We start from the raw sequence: 2,461 nt of genomic DNA on the forward strand, positions 1-2,461 counted from the left end.
GATCGGGTCCCGCGGGATCTCTGGCCGCTGCCCTATGTCTCCCTCTTCCGGCAGAAGGAGCTCCGGGAACTCCTGGAGGCTTATCCGCTTGATCTCGGGCGTCCGGAATCATCGCCGGGCTCGGATGATTCGGGTCTGAACCACCTGTGCAAACCCGGAATCTACACCGACGAATGGGGCAGTATCTGGGAGACCGGAGAACCGGGCATCATCGGCGAAGTCAAACATCCGGCCCTGGCCGAGTGGTCCGCTTTGTCCACGTTTCAGCCGCCGTGGGAACTGGTGAAGAATCGGAATCTCGAGGCGGCCAACCGGGACTGCGCGCGTTCGGACCGGTTCATGCTCTCGCCGGTCTGCGCGCGAGTGTTTGAGCGCCTCCAGTTTCTTCGCGGCAGTGAAAACACCTTTGTCGATCTGGCGGACCGCCCGCCCGAACTCCTCAAGCTGATCGAAATGGTCCACGAATACTACCTGACGGAAGTCCGAGACTGGGCCCGTTCGGAGGTCGATGCGGTCTTCCTGATGGACGACTGGGGCGCCAACAACGCCTTGCTGATCAATCCCGCTACCTGGCGGCAGATGTTCAAGCCGCTCTACCGTGAATACTGCGACATCATCCACGAGGCCGGCAAATTCGTCTTCTTTCATTCGGACGGCCATATCGACGCCATCCTCGGAGACCTCGTCGAGATCGGCGTCAACGCAATCAACTCGCAACTCTTCTGCATGGACATCGAGGACCTCGCCCGGCGCTACAGGGGAAGGATCACCTTCTGGGGGGAAATCGATCGGCAACACGTGCTGCCATTCGGATCACCCGCCGACGTCCGAGCGGCCGTCCATCGCGTCCGGAGTGCCCTGGATGACGGAACCGGAGGCGTCATCGCCCAGTGCGAGTGGGGAAAGGACAATCCCCGGGAGAACATCGAGGCCGTCTTCAGGGCATGGCTGGAATGACCCGTTTCGTCCTGTCCGGATTTCTGACGAGATACACCCGGATGGTGGACGATCCGACTTCTGCCCGAAGCCTGTCGAACCGGTGATTGAGCATCACCATCCGGCGAGAGTAGACGCGTAGAGACAGCTTCATCATTCCGAGAACAGCATATCAAGAAACCTGCCCGGGTTGCCCAGAAAGCGCCGGTAGAGCTGGACGTGGTCCAGGTTATCGAATTCCTCCTCGGATATCCCTCCTCCGTCGAAGGATAGAATCTGCGCTCCGGGAAGGCTCATGAGGATGGGAGAATGGGTGGCGATGATGAATTGCGCCCCCTCCCTGTCGTTGACCATCTCGCGGATCAAGTAGAGCAGGGAAAACTGCGACTGCGGCGACAGAGCCGCTTCGGGTTCGTCGAGCAGGTAGAGACCGCCGGACGATATCCTCGATTTGAAGACGCGAAGAAACCCCTCCCCGTGAGACTGCGAATTCAGATCTCCGTAGCGCGAATCCAGGGCGTTTTTCTGTCCCAGAAGCGACCCTCTCGCCAGAGGCTCATCCTTGAATCTCTCCGCTAAATCGCCCAGCTCGGCTGACAGTTCCTTGTTCCGCCGCATGAAATTGAAGAAATCCTCCGAACGAAAGAAGAAGCCTTTGCCCGTCCGGCGACTCCAGGTCAACTTGAGGTTCCTGGCATACGGGCGAATGGCGTCGAGACTGTCGTCCTGATCCAGGCTCTTTCCGCCAACGACGATCCGCCGACTCTTGATGGCAATCGCCTCGAGCAGGGTCGACTTGCCGGACGCATTGGCACCGACCAAGCAGGTGACCGGCGAGTGAAGCCGAATGACCCTTGGGTGGCCAATGGAAGGAACCGAATACGGAAACGAATCCGACCCGCCACCCGCGATTCCGATTTCGGTCAGATAGATCAAGGTCAGGTGGCATCGTCTGCCTGGAACAGGCTGACTTTGTGTCTTGGCCCTTGCCGCCAGAATTTCCAGTTTTCGTTTTCGGGAAAGGCGTCTCGCTTCCCGCCACCAGGACAGGCCAGCACCGGACCGCTGAAGGCCGGGGACCGCTTCAAGTCGGATACTCTGACGTTCATTGGGTGGATCGCGTCTCCGAGCGGATTGCCTGCTTCAGGGAATCGGGCATCCAGGAGGTCCTATGGCCACGTCCGGCGAGGTCAATGGTGAAGACGTTGAAGGACATCCCGTCGCCGACTCGGGCGAACTGTTCAGAGGGCCGGAAGCCGGCCAGTTTCTTCCTGCCGAAAGCAGCATAGAATCGATTGTCTTCGTCCGAAAGGCAGTCGGCCGCTTCGTCCGCCCCGGCGGGAAAGTATCCGACCATGTCGTGGCACGCCTCGCAACGCCAACCGGCAATCCTGGAGGCTCATTCTCGTTTCGATGGTCCAGATCGCAATCCATCACGCCTCTCAGACCCGGGGAGAGGACCTGCGACAAAACCACTCTCCAAAGTCGATCCTTGAGTTGAATGGACCGAAGCGGGCACTTTGCG

3 protein-coding genes are annotated in these 2,461 nt (G+C 59.6%); 1 reads left to right on the forward strand and 2 read right to left on the reverse strand.

Translation table 11 applies throughout. From position 1 onward, the window contains the following. The coding region (locus R3F07_20770) for a uroporphyrinogen decarboxylase family protein (GenBank protein MEZ5278826.1) at positions 1-957 on the forward strand (957 nt) is incomplete at its 5' end. Positions 958-1,089: 132 nt separating this feature from the next. On the opposite strand, the gene R3F07_20775 is transcribed toward R3F07_20770, so the two are convergent. Together R3F07_20775 and R3F07_20780 are read right to left on the reverse strand one after the other, a co-directional pair. Beyond that, positions 1,090-1,872, reverse strand: coding sequence for an AAA family ATPase (locus R3F07_20775; GenBank protein MEZ5278827.1), 783 nt, complete (start codon positions 1,870-1,872; stop codon positions 1,090-1,092). 169 nt (positions 1,873-2,041) lie between these two features. After that, positions 2,042-2,293, reverse strand: a complete 252-nt coding sequence (locus tag R3F07_20780) for a hypothetical protein (GenBank protein ID MEZ5278828.1) — start codon at positions 2,291-2,293, stop codon at positions 2,042-2,044. Positions 2,294-2,461: the final 168 nt, after the last annotated feature.

This window comes from Opitutaceae bacterium (assembly GCA_041395105.1).
In the GTDB taxonomy this organism is placed as follows: Bacteria; Verrucomicrobiota; Verrucomicrobiia; order Opitutales; family Opitutaceae; genus B12-G4.